Source organism: Streptomyces sp. NPDC040610 (genome assembly GCF_055594065.1).
This window is the reverse complement of record NZ_JBVIXA010000004.1, coordinates 66,213-82,760: the sequence shown is the minus strand read 5'-3', so window position 1 is coordinate 82,760 and position 16,548 is coordinate 66,213. Positions and strand designations below refer to the sequence as shown.

Here is a 16,548-nt window from a genome sequence, read left to right as displayed (position 1 = left end):
ACCCCCAGTAGCTGAATCGTCAGTGAGGCAGCGCCCCGGATCGCGGACGCGGGGTGACTCTCGTTCGGCCCCCCGGATCACACGCGCACCGGAGATACGCATGCCGCTCGCTAGCCTTTCCAGTTTTCGAAGCACCGTCAAGGTCGTTGCGGGCGCGATGCCCGTTATGGGGACAGTTGACCGGCGTACGGACATGTGACTGTGACGTAAAAGGCGCAAGAAGCCCACAGGAGGCCCCGGAAGGCCCATAAACAAAGGCAACTGCCGCCCAGGGGGCGACAGTTGCCTCGCTCAGCTTTGTCGACAAAGCGTCGAAATTACTTCTCCTGCTGCTTGCGCCAGCGAATTCCGGCCTCCAGGAAGCCGTCGATCTCGCCGTTGAACACGGCCTCGGGATTGCCGACTTCGAACTCCGTGCGCAGGTCCTTCACCATTTGGTACGGGTGCAGGACGTACGAACGCATCTGGTTGCCCCAGGAGTTGCCGCCGTCGCCCTTGAGGGCGTTCATCTTGGCCTGCTCCTCCTGGCGGCGGCGCTCGAGGAGCTTCGCCTGGAGGACGTTCATCGCGGTCGCCTTGTTCTGGATCTGCGAGCGCTCGTTCTGACAGGAGACGACGATGCCGGTGGGCAGGTGGGTCAGGCGGACCGCGGAGTCCGTCGTGTTGACGCCCTGGCCGCCGGGGCCCGAGGAGCGGTACACATCGACGCGCAGCTCGCTCTCGTCGATCTCGATGTGGTCCGTCTGCTCGACCACCGGGAGGATCTCGACGCCCGCGAAGGACGTCTGGCGACGGCCCTGGTTGTCGAACGGCGAGATGCGCACCAGGCGGTGCGTGCCCTGCTCCACGGAGAGCGTGCCGTACGCGTACGGAGCCTGCACGGCGAAGGTGGTCGACTTGATGCCGGCCTCTTCCGCGTACGACGTCTCGTACAGCTCGGTCTTGTAGCCGTGGCGCTCCGCCCAGCGCAGGTACATCCGCTGGAGCTTCTCGGCGAAGTCGGAGGCGTCGACGCCGCCGGCCTCCGCGCGGATGGTGACGACCGCCTCACGGGCGTCGTACTCCCCGGACAGGAGGGTGCGGACCTCCATCTCGTCCAGCGCCTTCTTGACCGCCGTGAGCTCCGACTCGGCCTCCGCGCGCGTGTCCGGGTCGTCCTCCTCCTCGGCCATCTCGAAGAGCACGCCCAGATCGTCGATACGCCCGCGCAGCGACTCGGCCTTCCTGACCTCCGCCTGGAGGTGGCTCAGCTTGCTGGTGATCTTCTGCGCCTCGTCCGGGTCGTCCCAGAGGGACGGCGCGGCCGCCTGCTCCTCGAGCACGGCGATGTCTGCCCTCAGCTTGTCGAGGTCCAGGACGGCCTCGATCGACTCCATGGTCGAGGAGAGGGACTTGAGCTCTTCGGATACGTCGACGACTGCCACCACACCAGCGTAACGGCTACGGCAAGCAGTCTTCCCCCGGCGGCGGGCCCGGGACCTACGGAACCGGCGGCGCCGAGTTGCTGTTGTCGGGGGTCGCGGGGTCGCCCTCGTCCCCGGACGTGGCGTACCAGGCGCCCGCGCCGACCGCCGCGGCGAGGACGACCCCCGCCACGCCGAGCGTGATCCGGCGGCGTCTGGCCGAGGCGCGGTGGCGGGCCGAGCCGGGGCGGACGGTGCCCGTGGCGCGGGGGGCGCGGGCCGTGCCGCGGGCGCCGCCGGCCAGCTCGTCGGGGGCGGGGACGCGCATGGAGGTGTGGGTGTCGCGGTTGGCGTCCGCGGGCGCGGCGCCGGGGACGAGGGGCACGGCGCCCCGCCGCGGGGGCTTCTCGTGCGGCTCCGGGGACGTCTCCTCGTACGGCTCGTCGGTGGGCTCCGCCTCGGGCTCGTCGACGTCCAGGGGCGGCATGCCCGCGAGCAGGGGCAGCTGCTCGCGCAGCCGGTCGCCCAGCTCGGAGGCGCGCAGCCGGGAGGCCGGGGCCTTGGCCAGGCACTGCACCATGAGCTGCCAGAGCTCGTCGGGGATGCCGGGCAGCGGGACCACGGTCTCGGTGACGTGGCGCCGCAGGACGGCTCCGGGGTGGCCGCCGCCGAACGGCGTGAAGCCCGCGAGCAGCTCGTACAGGACGGTGGCGAGGGCGTAGATGTCGACGGCCGCGCGCGGGGGCAGGCCCTCGATGATCTCGGGGGCCAGATAGTCCGGGGTGCCGATGATCTTCGTGGCGCGGGTGCGGCGCGGCGAGTCGATGAGCTTGGCGACGCCGAAGTCCGTGAGCAGGGCCGGGTGCGCCCCGCCGGGGCCGAGAGGGCCCTGCATGTCCAGGAGGACGTTCTCGGGCTTCACGTCCCGGTGCACGATGCCCGCGGCGTGCGCCGCGGCGAGCGCGTCGGCGACGTCCGCGACGATCGCGACGGCGGCCTCGGGGGCGAGCCTGCGCTCGCGCTCCAGACGCGTCCGCAGATCGGTGCCCCGTACGAGATCCATCACCAGGGCGAGGTCGTTGCCGTCGACCACCAGGTCGTGGACGCCCACCACGCGCGCGTGGTCGAGGCTGAGCAGCGCCGTGCGCTCCTGGACGAAGCGGCCGACGAGTTCCTGGTCGGACGCCAGGTCCTCGCGCAGCAGCTTGACGGCGACAGGGCCTTCGGGGCCTTCGCCGAGCCACACCGTGCCGGCGCTGCCCCGTCCCAGAATCTGGTGGGCCGTGTACCGGCTGCCGATCTTCCGTCCCAAGACTGCTCCTACGGATGTGTGTTGGCCCAAAACTACGCGGCCAGGGCACCAACCATCACATCCGCACGGGAAATCACCCCGCAGGAGTCGACAAATCAACAGAGTCGGCCGGGTTCGGCTCCCGAACCCGGCCTTCTCTCCGTTCCCGCTCGGTCCCGCTCAGTTCCCGTTGATCTTGCTCGACCAGTCGGACACCGTGTTGTAGACGTCCTTGATCTGGTCCCAGTAGCTCTTCGTCGTGCCGATCCAGTCCTGGAGCGGGCTCAGCTCCCAGACCAGCCAGCTCGCGACGAACAGGATCACGAGCACGACCAGGCAGCCCTTGAGACAGCCGAGGCCGGGGATCCGGGTCCGGTTCGGGTTCGGCTGCCGCTGGCGGCGCGGCTCCGGGGGCGCTGGCTGCGGCGGGGCGGGCTGCTGGGGCGGCGGCTGGTACGGCTGCGGCTGCGGCGCGTACGGCTGGGGCTGGGGCTGCATCTGGCGCGGCTGGGGCTGCGGCTGGTACGGCTGCGGCTGGTGCTGCGGGGCGTACGGCTGCGGCTGCTGGGGCTGCTGCGGGCGGGCCACCTGGCGCTGCGGGCGGCGGCGCAGCGGGTCCTGGCTCGGGTCCAGGTACTGCACCTGCGTCTGGTCGTTGCGGTCGCGGGCCGCGCGCATCTGGTTCTGCCAGGGGTGCGGCTCGTCGGGGTTGCCGCCCTGGTTGTGGCCCACCGGCGGCATGACGGCCGTGGGGTCGGCGTTCGGGCCCTGGGGGCCGCCGGTGTTCGGCATGACGCTGGTCGCGGCGTTCGGGTCGTACGCCCCCGCGTTGGTCGGCAGGACCTGGGTGGGGTCGGCCGCGCCCTGGCTGCCGGGGACCGGCGCGGGCGCGGGGTCGGGCGCGAGCAGCGCGGCGACGCCCTCGGCGGCGGCGATCTGCGCGGCGCTCGCGTGCACCCCGATGCCGTCGGCGACGGCCCGCAGGCCGCGCGCCAGGTTCTCGGCGCTGGGGCGGCGGTCGGGGTCCTTGCTGAGGCAGCGCTCGATGACCGTCCACAGCGGGTCGGGCACGGTCGAGGGGCGGCGCGGCTCGGCGCTCAGGTGCTGGTGCAGCACTTCGAGGGCGGAGCCACCGGCGAACGGCGGACGGCCCGTGACCAGCTCGTACAGCAGGATGCCCGCGCCGTAGATGTCGACGGCACTCGTCTGCGGGCGGCCCTCGGCGGACTCCGGCGCGACGTACGCGGGCGTGCCGACGAACTCCTGGGTGCGGGTCAGGCCCGGGGAGTCGGCGAGGCGGGCGATACCGAAGTCCGTGAGCATCGGGTGCATGCCGCTCGCGTCCTGCTTGACCAGGACGTTCGCGGGCTTCAGATCGCGGTGCACGACGCCGTCGGCGTGGCTCGCGGCGAGCGCGTCGGCGATCTGGGCGGTGAGCAGGGCCGCCGCGGCCGGTGTGAACGGGCCGTTCTCGCGCAGGTACTTGTGCAGGTCGGGGCCCTCGATGAGGTCCATGACCAGCGCGAGCAGATCGCCCTCGACGACCAGGTCGCGGGTGCGCACGATGTTCGGGTGCGTCAGCCTGAGCAGGACGGAGCGCTCTCTCAGGAAGCGCATCACCACGTCCGGGTCGTTGGCCAGCTCCTCCTTGAGGACCTTGATCGCGACGGTCTCGCCGGGCTGGCCGGGAACGGCCGCTTCGGCGCCCGCGGTCTCCCGCTGGCGGGCTCGCCAGACGGTGCCCGTGGCGCCGCGCCCGAGCGGCTCCTCGAGCAGGTACTTGCTGCCTACCGGCCGCACGTCATGCGCTCCCTGCTGATCTGGCTGGTCTGTGGTCCTGCGGTGCGTTCGCGCCGCCCCGCTGCGCGGTGGCGCCGTCCCGCTGTCCTGCGGTGCTGGTGTGCTTCGCGCCGCCCCGTCGTCCGGTACAGCGTTCCGACCCACTGTAGTGCCGCCGAACGGGGCGCCGTCCGACGATCTTGCGCCTCTCGGCGGCCGGAATCGGACCCACGACGGACCTTTGTTCGGAGGGAAGACGCTGGACCAGCGCGGTTGGTTGCCGAGGGGGCGCCGTCGGCGCCGGAAACGGACTTTGGTCCCGGCCGCGGCCGGGCTCGGTCCCGCGCGGCCCGATCCGGTCGGGTGTGGTCCGGCGTGGTCCGGTGTGGTCCCGTTCCGTCCGGACGTGCGGCCGTGCGCACGTGGTCATCACCGCCCACATCGGTCCGAGCAGGCACTTTGCGGGCACGTTTCCGAGCAGAGCCGACCAATCAAGATCAAATGCGGGTGGGGGGCGGGCGTGTTGTCAGTGGCAGGTGCGAGGATGCTGTCCGTACTGGCCGACGTGCCCGTGTGCGGTGGGGGGAATCACAGTGCGAGTCCCCGTGCCGGGCGCCCAGCGCAGGAAGGGACCGCTGACGGCGATGCAGATCCGGCTGACCGTCCTCGGGCCGCGTGGCGGCCAGACCGAGCCGGGGGGACGCCCCGCGGCGGCCTGCGACGTGCTCGTCACCGCCCCCGCCGGGACCGCCCTCGCCGCGGTTGCCTCCGGCCTGGCCGCGGCCGTGGCCGCGGGCGACGGCCCCACCGTGTTGTACGCCCAGTCGGACCGTCTCGACCTCCAGCGCTGCACGCTCGGCGAGCCGCCCCTGGTCGACGGCGCCGTGCTGTCCGTCGGCACCCCCGCCGAGCCCGGACCCGACCTGGCCGAGGCCACCGCCCGGCTGCACGTGGTCGCGGGCCCCGACGCGGGCGGCGTGCACCTGCTGCACGGCGGCCAGATCCGCGTCGGCCGCTCCGCGCAGGCCGACGTCCCCCTCGACGACCCGGACGTCTCCCGCCTGCACTGCGCGGTCACCCTGGACCCGGACGGCCGCGTCACGGTCACCGACCTCGGCTCGACGAACGGCACGACGGTGGACGGCCGCACCATCTCCGACCGCCCGGTCCGCCTCCCCTCCGGCTCCCTCCTGCGCGTCGGCGAGTCCGTGCTGCGGCTCACCACGGGCGACGCCGTGGACGACCCACTGCCGACGGCCTCGGACGGGGAGGGGCATGTGCGGGTGCGGGTTGTTGGCCTGGAGGGGATGCACGGCTCTGGGCAGGGCGCGGGTGCCTCTGGGCAGAGCGTGGGTATCCCTGGGCAGGGTGCGGGAGGCCCTGGGCAGGGGGTGCCGGTGGATCCGGGGCACGGGGCGCCTGGTGGGGCTGGAGACGGAACGGCTGGGGGTGTGCGGCGGCAGGGTCCCGAGGGCGGGGACGGGCGGCAGCAAGGTCCCGGGGTTGAGGACGGACGGGGTCCCTGGGGTGGGGACGGACGGCCTGAGGGCGTGTGGCGTGGGGATGGGCAGCCTGGGGATGGGCTGCAGACGGGTCCCGGTGGTGGGGGTGTGCGGCAGCAGGGGTCCGCTGTCGGGGGTGCGTGGCCGGAGGGTGTGCGGCGCGGGGACGGGCGGCCTGCGGATGGGCGGCCGGGGGGCGGCTCGACGCAGCACGCGTACGGGGAGGCGGACTGGGGGGCCGCCGGGGGCGGTGCTGGCGGACATGGTGGCGGGCCCGGGGGCGTGAGTGGGCGTGTGGGTGCGCCGGAGGACGGCGGGGCTGTTGGGGCTTCTGGGCGGCGTGGGGCTTCGGGGGCGTCTCAGGCCTCAGGGGGGTCGGGGACTCCGGGGATGTCTGGGAACTCGGGGATGCTCGGGGCTCCAGAGGTGTCTGGGCGCTCGGGGATGTCCGGGGCTCCGGGGATGTCTGGGTACCCCCGAGTGCCCGGGACGCCGGAGATGTCTGGGCACCCGGGAGTGCCCGGGACGCCGGGGATGAATGTGGCTCCAGGGAAGCCTGGAGACCCGGGGACTTCTGGGGACCCGGGAGTGCAGGGGGCCGCGGGGGTGTCTGAGATCCCAGGTGGGTCGGGGGCTCCAGGTACGTCCGGGAGGCCTGGAATGCCCAGCACCCCGGGTATGCCCGGGTCCCAGGGGATGCCTGCGGGCCCAGGGGCGCCGGGGACTACGGGGATGACCGGGAACCCCGGAATGCCGGGGGCCTCGGGGGTGTCCGGGAACCCCGGAAGGCCCAGCACCCCGGGTATGCCCGGCACCCAGGGGGCACCTGCGGCCCCAGGGACGCCGGAGACCACGGGGATGACCGGGAACCCGGGAGTGCCGGGGAACCCAGGCGCACCGGGTGCCTCGGGGATGGCCGGGCACCCCGGGATGCCCAGCACCCCGCGCATGCCCGGGACCCAGGGGACACCCGCGACCCCAGGGGCGCCGGGGACCACAGGCACTCCTGGGGCCCCAGGGACGTCGGGGGCTCCGGGGACGTCCGGGAACCCCGGAAGGCCCAACACCTCGCGCATGCCCGGGGCCCAGGAGACACCGGCGACCCGAGGGGCGCCGGGGGCCACAGGGATGCCCGGGGCTCCAGGGATGCCCGGGAACCCCGGAATGCCCAGCACCCCAGGTATGCCCGGGACCCAGGGGACGCCTGCGGCCCCGGGGACGCGGGGGACTCCGGGGACACCTGCCGCCCCAGGGACACCCGGGACCACGGGGACACCTGGGACCCCAGGGATGTCCGGATCGCAAGGGACACCTGCGCCCACCGCGCAGCCCGCGCAGCCCGCGCACCCTGCGGCTCCCCTGCCGCCTGCGGCACCCGGTGCCCCGGGCATGCCCCCGGCCTCCTCCACCACCCCGGCCTCCCCCACCACCCCCAGCACCGCTAACTCCCCCGCCCCCTCCGACGCGTCCGTGGTGCCGCAGCAAGGTGGGGTGCCGGAGATGGAGCGGCACCGGGTCGGTACGCCGCCTCGGGGGACGGCCGTGCCGCGTGGGGTGCGGAAGCGGGGTGGGCTGTCCGCGTGGGCGCGGCGGCTGGCCGGTGGGCGGGGCGAGGAGGCGGAGCGGGAGCACGCCGCGTACGACGAGACGTATGACGGGCCCCGGAACGCCGAAGCGTACGAGGACGGATGGACGGACGGGGCGGAAGCGGCCGGCGCCGACGCGACGGCCGACGCGGGCGCGCGCGTGCCCGAGGCGTGGCCCGACGCGGCGGCGCTGCTCCTGGCGGCGCTCGGGCCGGGGGCACGGCTCTGGGAGCGCGGCCCCGGCCACCCGGAGGCGCTGGCCGTGCGGCTCGGCACGGTCGACCGGGCCGCCCCGGGCGCGGACGGGCTGCTGCCCGCGGTGCCGGTGACGGTGAGCCTGCGGGAGGCGGGGGCGCTGGGGCTCGCGGGGCCGCGCGGACGGCTCGCGGGCCTGGCGAGGTCGGTGCTCGCGCAGTTGGCGGCGCTGCACTCGCCCGCGTCCCTGGAGATCGTCCTGATCAGCACGGACCGTACGCGTACGCCGCGGCAGCGGGCCGACGAGTGGGCCTGGCTGGGCTGGCTGCCGCACGTCAGGCCCGGCCATGGGCAGGACTGCCGACTGCTGCTCGCGTACGACCGGGACCAGGCGGCGGCCCGTACGGGCGAGTTGCTGCGACGCCTGGACGAACCCACTGAACACGCCGAACCGGGCTTCTCCGGGGGCTCGTCGGACGGCTCCGCCGAGGGCGCGCCCGGGCCGCGCACGGTGGTGGTCGTGGACGGGGATCCGGGGTCGGCCGGGCTGCGGGAGGCCACCGTGCGGCTCGCGCGCGAAGGGGCCGGGGCCGGGATCCATGTGGTGTGCCTCGCCGAGACGGCGGCGGCGTCGCCCACGTCAGCGGTGACGGATACGTACGAGGCGGCGTGCGAGGTGTCGCCCGCGTTCCGCGCGTGCGGGGCGGCGGCGCTGCTCAGCGGGGACGTGGCGACGGCGCTGCGGGTGCTGCGCACGGCGGAGGGGCGGCCCGCGGGGCACGGCACGGTCGCCGTGGTGGACGCGGTGTCGGCGGCGTGGGCGCAGCGGTTCGCGCGGGCGCTCGCGCCGCTGCGGCCCGACGGGGCGGGTACGGGGGGCGGACGGGCCCGGGTGGCCGTGCCGCTGCCCCAATCGGCGCGGCTCCTGGACGAGTTGGGGCTCGCCAGGGCCACGCCCCCCTCGCTGATGGCGCGGTGGGCGGCCGCCGCGGACGACGCGCAGGCGCTGGGCGGGCGGGCCTGGGCGGTGCTCGGGGCGGGGGCGCGCGGGCCGGTGGTCGCGGACCTCGTCGCGGACGGCCCGCATCTGCTGATCGAAGGGCCCACGGGCAGCGGACGCACGGAGCTGCTGCGGTCCGTGGCGGCGTCCCTCGCGGCGGCCGAACGGCCCGACCGGCTCGGGATCGTCCTCATCGACGGCCGCGACGGCGGACCGGGCAACGGCTCCGGGACGGGCGGCGGGAGCGGGGCCGGGGAGCGGCCGGGGGACGGCCTGCGGGCCTGTACGGAGCTGCCCCATGTGACCACGCACCTCACCGCCAACGACCCCGTCCGGATGCGGGAGTTCGCGCAGTCGCTGACGGCCGAGCTGAAGCGGCGGGCGGAGTTGCTGGGGCGTGTGGGGTTCGCCGAGTGGCACACGCAGCGGGAGGTGTCCGGGCGGATGGTCGCGCAGCGGTCTTCCGGGGCGGAGGCCGGAGGGTCGCCCGGGGCGGGGCGGGGCCTCGGGGCGTCCGGGGACGGCGGCGGTGCGCGGCGTACGAGCGGGGTGGACGGGGCTGAGGGTTCCGGCGCCGCGGGTGGCGCTGCCGCGCCCGGCGGATCCAACGGGCCCGGCGGACCCAACGGCCCCGGCGGATCGCGCGACCCCCGCGGCACAAGCGCCCCCGACAACGGGGACCTCGACGCCCCGACGAGTGCCACGATGCGGCTGCGGCCCGTCGGGGCGGGGCGGGCCGAGCCCGGGCCGCCCCTCGCGCGGCTCGTCGTGCTCGTGGACGACTTCGACGCGCTGCTCGCGCCCGCGCTCGGGTCGCCCGGGCGGCCCGCCGCCGGGTCCGTGGTGCGGGCCCTCGAGGCGGTGGCCCGGGACGGGGAGCGGCTCGGTGTGCACCTGGTCGCGGCGGCGCGGGGTGAGCGGGTCGGGGCCTCGGAGGTGGGGCGACGGGCCGGGCTCCTGGTCGCGCTCGACGCGGTCGGGGACGGGGCGGACGACCCTGCTCCCGGGCGGGGTGTGCTGCGTGGCCTGGACGGGCGGGGGGCCGCCTTCCAGGCCGGGCGGGTCACCGGGCGGATTCCGCGGACCGCGACGCTGCGGCCCACGGTGGTGCCGGTCGAGTGGGAGCGGATGGGGGATCCGCCGACGCGGAGGCCCGTGCGGGAGCTGGGGAACGGGCCGACGGATCTGGCGCTTCTCGCCAGTGCGTTGGAGCGGGCGGCGCGTTCGGTGTCGGCGGAACGGGTCTCTTCCTTGCTGTGACGTGCCCCCCACGTCACAGGCACCGTCGAACTGGGCTGCGCTCGAGCAGGGGGACCCCCATCGCCCTCTGCGCGGCCCAGCTGCCCACAGGGTGGGACGGAGGACTCGAGCCGCGAGTCGCACAGGCGACGCAACCCCAGCCGCCCAGCCACCCGCGAGGGCAAGGCGCGTCCCACGATCACGGGTGGGCGGGTGGGTGGGAACAGGTGGGGTGAAAGGCGTACGCAAGCCCCGGCGGACCTCGTCCGAAAGGGCGCCCACGCCAGATGACGGCACGTCACAACGCCATTACGATCACCGACTTGACGCCGTTGACCATCTTGCCGCCCCTGACCGCGCGGGCGTAGACAGACCGCAACGGGACCTGTCGGGGAAGAGAACGGGGCAGTGATGCGCAGCACTCTTCGTACACGCACACCGAGTACACGTCGCGCTCGTCGCACGCGTGGGGCGGCCGCCAAGATAGTCGCCTCCGCCGCCGTCGGCGCCCTCGCGCTGGGGCTCAGCGCCTGCGGGGGCGACGACAAGGACAAGGACGACAACAAGGCGGGCGGTGGCGGCAAGGAGAGCGCGGCCACCGTGCAACTGCCCAAGCTGGACGGCGAGAAGGTGTCGGTGGCCGCCGTCTGGGGCGGCGCCGAACGGAAGGTGTTCCTCAAGGTCCTGGACGAGTTCGAGAAGCGTACGGGCGCCGAGGTGTCGTTCGTACCGGCTCAGGACCCCATCATCAGCTTCCTGGAGTCGAAGGTGGCGGGCGGCCAGCCGCCGGACGTGGCGATGCTGCCGCAGGTCGGCGCCATCGAGCAGGCGGTGCAGAACAAGTGGGCCAAGCCGGTCGGGCCCGAGGCGCAGAAGCAGCTCACGAAGAACTACGCGCAGGGCTGGCAGGACCTCGGGGCGGTGGACGGCAAGCAGTACGGCGTCTACTTCAAGGCCGCCAACAAGTCGCTGATCTGGTACAACACCAAGGTTTTCGAGAACGCCGGAGTCCAGGAGCCGAAGACCTGGAAGGAGTTCATGAAGACCGCGCAGACCGTGTACGACTCGGGTGTCACGCCGATGTCGGTGGGCGGCGCGGAGGCGTGGACCCTCACCGACTGGTTCGAGAACGTCTACCTCTCGCAGGCGGGTCCGGAGAAGTACGACCAGCTCGCCCAGCACAAGATCAAGTGGACGGATCCGTCCGTCAAGGACGCCCTGACGACGCTCGGTGACCTCTTCGGGAAGAAGGGGTTCATCGCCGGGGGCGCCGACGGGGCCCTGCAGACGGAGTTCCCCGCGTCCGTGAAGCAGACCTTCACCGGCGGCGACCAGCCGAAGGCGGGCATGGTCTTCGAGGGCGACATGGTGTCCCTGGCGATCGCGGAGACGAAGGCCGAGGTGGGCACGGACGCGAAGGTGTTCCCGTTCCCGGCGGTCGGGGACGAGTCGCCGGCCGTCGTCGGCGGTGACGCGGCCGTGGCGCTGAAGGACAGCAAGGGCGCACAGGCCCTGCTGACGTTCCTGGCCACCCCCGACGCCGCCAAGATCTGGGCGGAGGCGGGCGGTTTCGTGTCGCCGAACAAGAACCTGGACCTGAAGGCGTACCCGAACGACGTGCAGCGCGGCATCGCGAGCGCCCTGATCAAGGCGGGCGACGACATCCGCTTCGACATGTCGGACCAGGCCCCGCAGTCCTTCGGCGGCACGCCCGGCAAGGGCGAGTGGAAGGCGCTGCAGGACTTCCTGAAGAACCCGAAGAACGTCGCGGGCACCCAGCAGACGCTGGAGGACGCGGCGGCCAAGGCGTACAAGAAGAGCTGACGCGGCGATGACGACCCCGGATGCCGGGGGCACCGCGGCGGTGCCCCCGGCCCAGTCGACGCCGCACACGTCCAAGTCCGGCCCGCATCGGGCCGGTCCCCGCAGGAGCGTCACCGGGACCCGCAAGACGATCGCGGCGCTGTTCCTGCTGCCCGCCCTCGTCCTGCTCGGCGCGCTCGTGCTCTATCCGATCGGCTACTCGGTCGGCCGCAGCTTCTTCGACAAGGCCGGTGACTTCGCCGGTTTCGACAACTACGAGACGATGTTCTCCGATGACGGGATCCGTACCGCCATCAAGAACAACGCGATCTGGCTGGTGGCGGCGCCCGCGCTGACCACGGCGCTCGGCCTGATCTTCGCGGTGCTCACCGAACGGGTGCGCTGGGGCACGGCGTTCAAGCTCATCATCTTCATGCCGATGGTGATCTCGATGCTGGCGGCGGGCATCATCTTCCGGCTCGTGTACGAGTCGGACCCCGACCGCGGTGTCGCCAACGCCCTGTGGGTGGGCGTGCACGACACGTTCGCCGAGTCCTCGAACTTCCCGCGGGGCCACCCCGGCGCCCGCTCCCCGCTGGAGTCGGCGGGCGGCGGCGCCTTCGTCACCAAGGAGCCGGTCAAGGCGGGCGAGCCGGTGGCGCTGCCGCTCACCGGTGTGCCGCCGGACCAGATGCCCGACGACGCCAAGTCCGCGAAGGCCGCGTCGGCCGACCCGGGCAAGGTCACCGGCACGGCCTGGCAGGACTTCACCCGCGGCAAGGGCAGGGGGAAGCTGAACGCCCCGGACGCCGCCGAGTTCGGCTACCCCGGCATCAAGATCGAGGCGGTCAAGGGCGGCGAGGTGGTGGCGTCGACGACGGCCGCCGCCGACGGGACGTTCAGCCTGCCGAAGGAGGCCGACGGGGCCCAACTGCGCTATCCGGCCTCGAACTTCCGCGAGCCGTACAACGGCGTGGACTGGCTCGGCCCGTCGCTCATCACGCCCGCGATCATCGGCAGCTACATCTGGATGTGGGCCGGGTTCGCGATGGTCCTGATCGCGGCCGGGCTCGCGAGCGTGCCGCGTGAGCTCCTGGAGGCGGCGCGCGTGGACGGTGCCAACGAGTGGCAGGTGTTCCGGCGGGTCACGGTGCCGCTGCTCGCGCCGGTCCTCGCGGTCGTCGTGGTCACGCTGATGATCAATGTGCTGAAGATCTTCGACCTGGTCTTCGTGATCCCGCCGGGCTCGTCGAAGGACGAGGCGAACGTCCTCGCGGTGCAGCTGTACAACTCGGCGTTCGGCGACCGGGACGCGGGCGTGGCGAGCGCCATCGCGGTGCTGCTGTTCCTCCTGGTGATTCCGGTGATGTTGTTCAACATGCGGCGGATGCGGCGGGAGGCCCGGCGATGAGTACCCAGGGTGAGACGGCCAAGGCATCCCCCGTACAGATCGTGAAGGCCAAGCAATCGCTCGGAGGGCGGATCGCCGCCGTCGTCAGCGGCAGTGTGCTGCGCGTCTTCCTGGTCGTCGTCGGCCTGTTCTGGCTGGTGCCGACGCTCGGCCTGATGATCGGCTCGCTGCGCACGACGCAGGACATGAGCGAGAGCGGCTGGTGGAAGGTCTTCAGCAAGCCCTCGCAGCTGACCTTCGAGAACTACTCCAACCTGCTCAAGGACGAGACGATCACCGACTCGATCCTGACGAGCGTGTCGATCACCGTGCCGGCGACGCTGCTCGTCGTGGTGATCGGCTCGCTCGCGGGGTACGCGTTCGCGTGGATGGAGTTCCCGGGCCGCGACTGGTGGTTCCTGGGCGTGGTGGGACTGCTGGTGGTGCCGGTGCAGGTGGCGCTGCTTCCGGTGGCGAAGCTGTTCGGCGAGATCGGGATCTTCGAGTCGACGACGGGCGTGGTGCTCTTCCACACCGCCTTCGGCCTGCCGTTCGCGATCTTCCTGCTCCGGAACTTCTTCGCGGAGATCCCGCGTGAACTCCTGGAGGCGGCCCGGCTCGACGGGGCCGGGGAGCTGCGGCTCTTCCTGCGGGTGGTGTTGCCGCTGGGCGCGCCCGCGATCGCCTCGCTCGGCATCTTCCAGTTCCTGTGGGTGTGGAACGACATGCTGATCGCGTTGATCTTCGCGGACGCGGGCAGCCCGCCGATCACGGTGGCGCTGCAGCAGCAGGTGCGGTTCTTCGGCGACAACGTGCAGATCCTGGCGCCGGGCGCGTTCATCTCCATGGTCATCCCGCTGGCGGTGTTCTTCGCCTTCCAGCGTCAGTTCGTGTCCGGCGTCATGGCGGGTGCCGTCAAGTGACGGGCGGGTGACGTCGAGGGGACGGGGGACCCAAGGAGTCGGGGGCGTGTCGTGCCGCTTCGGCGGCGTGTCGTGCCGGTTGTGGTGTCCGGCGGATCTTGGCCACTACGGTCGATCGCGGCGCACTGCCCCCGACTCCAGGACCTGACATGCCCGAAGCCTCCGCTTCCGTACCGACGTCCGCCCAGGAATTGGATGACCTGCCGCTCCCGACCGACCTGTCCGCGGTGAAGGGCTGGTTCCACCCCGCCGACCAGGTGCTCTTCGACTGGTTCCTGAACCGCCAGCGGACCCTCGAGGAACCCGGCGACCTGCTGGAGCTCGGTGTCTACCTCGGCAAGAGCGCGATCTTCATGGGCGGTTTCCTGCGCCCCGGCGAGACCTTCACGGTCTGCGACCTCTTCGACTCGCCCGCGCCCGACGACGCCAACTCCCAGGAGATGAACCGCTCGTACGCGACCCTCACCCGGCGCGCCTTCGAGGCCAACTACCGCTCCTTCCACGACGAGCTGCCCGCCGTCGTCCAGGCGCCCTCGTCCGGCATCACCGCGCACGTCCGCGCGGACAGCTGCCGCTTCGTCCACATCGACGCCTCCCATCTGTACGAGCACGTCCACGCCGACATCGCCGCCGCCCGGCGCCTGCTGCGCCGGGACGGGATCGTCGTCCTGGACGACTTCCGCGCCGAGCACTGCCCGGGCGTCGCCGCCGCCACCTGGGGCGCGGTCGCCACGACCGGCCTGAAGCCGCTGTGCATCACGGCGACCAAGTTCTACGGGACGTGGGGCGCCTACGACGAGGTGCACGGGGAGCTGAAGGCGTTCCTGGAGGGCCGGGACGACATGTGGCACGGGGCGGAGGAGGTCGCGGGGCAGCCGATGATCCGCATCAGCGGCGGGAAGGCGCGGACGCCCGCGCATCCGGTGTCGCGGCACGCCTCGGGTGTGCCGGGGCAGGGGGCGGCTGCCGCCGGGGCCGCGCAGGGCAAGGGTGCGGCGCAGGGCAAGGGTGCCGTACAGGGCAAGGGCGCCGCGCAGGCCGCCGCCGTCCAGCAGGCGCCGGGCAAGCCCGGGCGGCGGGGCGGGGACAACCGGCGTCCCAAGGGGCGGGGTCTCGTCTCGTTCCTGAGCCGCCGGTCCTGAGGACGAGGCACGCGTCGGGGTGGGGGTCGGGTTCCGGCCGTCCACCCCGGCGGGTGTCGCTCGCCGCGACCTGTTCGCCACCCCGGTCAGGCACCGGGCGCGTGCCGTACCGATGAATTCTGGGTGAATAGCGGCAAAGTGGGGCAATGCAACACCACCCCACGACCCCGGCGACCTCGGCGGCTCCCACGCCCCCGGCGACCCCGGCAACCCAGGCGGCCCCCACGCCCCCGGCGACCACCCCGGCCCCGCCAGCCCCGGCAAGCACCGCCAGCCCCGCGGCCCGAGCCGCCCGCACGCCCCGCACACCCCGCGCCCCGCGCCCCCTCCGCCCCCACCGCCTCACCACCCTCGCCCGCACCGCCCGCTTCCGTCTGGAGCGCGCCACCGCCGGGCGCGGCACCGGGCCGGACGCCCTCCTCCCCCCGCCCGCGCACCTCTCCCTGCGCGACAGCCGCACCCTCAACCTCGCGCTCGCCGCGCCCGAGCCGGACCTGCGCGCCGCCGAACTCCTCATCACCCGGGGCCACCGCCGCTTCCGCGTCCCGCTCGCCGTCGAACGGGACACCGACGGCGGCCCGCTCCTGACGGCGACGGTGACCCTGCGGGACGCGCTGGACGCCGCCTCCGCGACGGCCCGCCCTCAGGGCACCGCCGCCCCCCTTCTGAGCGAGGGCGTCTGGCGGCTCGCCGTCGCGACGAGCGGCGCCGACGGCCGCGTACGCCGTCGCGGGCTCGCCCTCGCCGACGGCGGCGCCCCGCCGCCCGGCCCCACCGCGCCGCACGCGCCCAACCCCCGCACGGGCACCCTGATCCGGGTCGTGCGCTGCCGAGGCGGGCGGGCCGCGGTGCAGGTCACACGGTCGCGGCCGCGGGCGGAGCTGGTGCGGTTCGTGCCGCGCGGGGACGGGATCACGGTGTACGGGCGCGTGGTCGCCGGGCCCCGGGAGCGGGACCGGGCGCGGTGGGCCGCGCGGGCCGTGCGGCGCCGCGACGGCCTCGTCGCCCCCGTCGAACTCGCCTGGGACGGGGACCGGTTCAGCTTCGCGCTGCCGCTCGGCGCGATGGCGGGGGCCGGGCCCGGCCAGTGGGTGTGGGACTTCCGCGTCGGCGAGCTCGGCCTCGGGCGGCGCCTGACCGACGTACGGGATCTGCCGTCGGCGTTCCCCACGCCGTTCCGTCTGGTCGCGCTGCCCGGCGGCCGCCTGGTGCGCGCGCACCCGCATCTGACCGCGTCCGGCGCCTTCGCCGTGACCTGCCTGGACATCACGAAGGAGACCTCGTGAAGCGCCCGA

The 16,548-nt window shown here is 73.7% G+C and carries 9 protein-coding genes and 1 pseudogene; 7 read left to right on the top strand and 3 right to left on the bottom strand.

Annotated features, from left to right (window positions below; all coding sequences use genetic code 11):
- Positions 1 to 317 precede the first annotated feature (317 nt).
- From prfB to ACZ6AA_RS16245, 3 genes are all read right to left on the bottom strand, one after another.
- Positions 318 to 1,424, bottom strand: a complete 1,107-nt coding sequence (gene prfB, locus ACZ6AA_RS16255; protein WP_468450039.1) for a peptide chain release factor 2 — start codon at positions 1,422 to 1,424, stop codon at positions 318 to 320.
- 55 nt (positions 1,425 to 1,479) lie between these two features.
- Entirely contained in the window at positions 1,480 to 2,715 is a 1,236-nt protein-coding gene (locus tag ACZ6AA_RS16250) for a serine/threonine-protein kinase (protein ID WP_471458541.1), read from the bottom strand.
- A gap of 159 nt (positions 2,716 to 2,874) precedes the next feature.
- The gene (locus tag ACZ6AA_RS16245; RefSeq protein ID WP_468450041.1) at positions 2,875 to 4,494 is read right to left on the bottom strand and encodes a serine/threonine-protein kinase; all 1,620 of its coding nucleotides are present in this window, start codon (positions 4,492 to 4,494) and stop codon (positions 2,875 to 2,877) included.
- 623 nt (positions 4,495 to 5,117) lie between these two features.
- Between ACZ6AA_RS16245 and ACZ6AA_RS16240 the strand changes: the two are divergent.
- The 7 genes and pseudogenes from ACZ6AA_RS16240 to ACZ6AA_RS16210 form a co-directional block, all read left to right on the top strand.
- A pseudogene (locus ACZ6AA_RS16240) lies at positions 5,118 to 5,684 on the top strand (FHA domain-containing protein); the annotation flags it as partial.
- A gap of 1,437 nt (positions 5,685 to 7,121) precedes the next feature.
- On the top strand, positions 7,122 to 10,016 hold the full coding sequence (locus tag ACZ6AA_RS16235) for an FtsK/SpoIIIE domain-containing protein (RefSeq protein WP_471458959.1): 2,895 nt from the start codon (positions 7,122 to 7,124) through the stop codon (positions 10,014 to 10,016).
- Positions 10,017 to 10,406: 390 nt separating this feature from the next.
- Complete coding sequence (locus ACZ6AA_RS16230) at positions 10,407 to 11,819, top strand: ABC transporter substrate-binding protein (RefSeq protein WP_471458539.1); 1,413 nt, start codon at positions 10,407 to 10,409, stop codon at positions 11,817 to 11,819.
- A gap of 7 nt (positions 11,820 to 11,826) precedes the next feature.
- Positions 11,827 to 13,209, top strand: coding sequence for a carbohydrate ABC transporter permease (locus tag ACZ6AA_RS16225; RefSeq protein WP_468450043.1), 1,383 nt, complete (start codon positions 11,827 to 11,829; stop codon positions 13,207 to 13,209).
- Positions 13,206 to 14,111 carry a carbohydrate ABC transporter permease gene (locus ACZ6AA_RS16220; RefSeq protein WP_471458537.1) on the top strand — a complete coding sequence of 302 codons (906 nt, stop codon included), beginning with the start codon at positions 13,206 to 13,208 and terminating at the stop codon, positions 14,109 to 14,111. The genes ACZ6AA_RS16225 and ACZ6AA_RS16220 overlap by 4 nt, the downstream gene beginning before the upstream one ends.
- A 149-nt stretch (positions 14,112 to 14,260) precedes the next feature.
- Complete coding sequence (locus ACZ6AA_RS16215; RefSeq protein WP_468482840.1) at positions 14,261 to 15,253, top strand: class I SAM-dependent methyltransferase; 993 nt, start codon at positions 14,261 to 14,263, stop codon at positions 15,251 to 15,253.
- 146 nt (positions 15,254 to 15,399) lie between these two features.
- Positions 15,400 to 16,539, top strand: coding sequence for a hypothetical protein (locus ACZ6AA_RS16210; protein ID WP_468482839.1), 1,140 nt, complete (start codon positions 15,400 to 15,402; stop codon positions 16,537 to 16,539).
- Positions 16,540 to 16,548: the final 9 nt, after the last annotated feature.

Coding starts and splice junctions, on each gene's coding strand:
- ACZ6AA_RS16235 (WP_471458959.1), top strand. CDS start 7,122: ATGCCCGGGAACCCCGGAATGCCCAGCACCCCAGGTATGCCCGGGACC.
- ACZ6AA_RS16230 (WP_471458539.1), top strand. CDS start 10,407: ATGCGCAGCACTCTTCGTACACGCACACCGAGTACACGTCGCGCTCGT.
- ACZ6AA_RS16225 (WP_468450043.1), top strand. CDS start 11,827: ATGACGACCCCGGATGCCGGGGGCACCGCGGCGGTGCCCCCGGCCCAG.
- ACZ6AA_RS16220 (WP_471458537.1), top strand. CDS start 13,206: ATGAGTACCCAGGGTGAGACGGCCAAGGCATCCCCCGTACAGATCGTG.
- ACZ6AA_RS16215 (WP_468482840.1), top strand. CDS start 14,261: ATGCCCGAAGCCTCCGCTTCCGTACCGACGTCCGCCCAGGAATTGGAT.
- ACZ6AA_RS16210 (WP_468482839.1), top strand. CDS start 15,400: ATGCAACACCACCCCACGACCCCGGCGACCTCGGCGGCTCCCACGCCC.